Source organism: Mesorhizobium sp. M1E.F.Ca.ET.063.01.1.1 (assembly GCF_003998155.1).
Lineage (GTDB): Bacteria > Pseudomonadota > Alphaproteobacteria > Rhizobiales > Rhizobiaceae > Mesorhizobium.
Window position 1 is genome coordinate 1 of sequence record NZ_RZSC01001413.1, and the last position, 697, is coordinate 697.

Genomic DNA, 697 nt, shown 5'->3' on the forward strand with positions numbered 1-697 from the left:
CAACGGCGACGCCGGCCTCGTCACCGGCTTCTACGAGCCGCAGGTCGAGGCCTCGCCGGTCAGGACGGAGCGGTTCGTCGTGCCGCTGCTTTCCCGCCCGGCCGACCTCATCGACATAGACGACAAAAACCGGCCCGCCGGCATGGATCCTTATCTCGCCTTCGGGCGCGACACGCCGGCAGGCCCCGTCGAATATCCCGACCGCGGCGCAATCGAGCGCGGCGCGCTCTCCGGCAGGAACCTCGAGATTGCCTGGCTTACCGACAAGGTCGACGCCTTCTTCATCCATGTGCAGGGCGCGGCCCGGCTGAAGATGACCGATGGCCGGCTGTGCCGGGTCACTTATGCCGCCAAATCCGGCCAGCGCTTCACCGGTCCAGGCAGGATTCTGAGCGAGATCGGCGAAATCCCACTGGAAAAAGTTACGATGCAGTCGATCCGCGCCTGGTTCAAAGCGCATCCGGATCGCGTCGACGAGATCCTCTGGCAGAACCGCTCCTATATCTTCTTCCGCGAGGCGCCGGTCGAGGATCCGGCGCTCGGCCCGATCGCCGCCGCCAAAGTGCCGCTGACACCCGGCCGGTCCGTCGCGGTCGACCGGCTGCTGCACACCTGCGGCACGCCCTTCTATATCGACGCGCCGACGCTCACCGCTTTCGACGGAAATCCGTTCCGGCGGCTGATGATCGCGCCGGAC

1 protein-coding gene is annotated in these 697 nt (G+C 66.6%); it reads left to right on the top strand.

The annotated features are described in order from the left end of the window. Window positions 1–697, top strand: a 697-nt coding sequence (locus EOA29_RS38915; protein ID WP_189479167.1) for an MltA domain-containing protein, incomplete at both ends; no start/stop codon positions are given.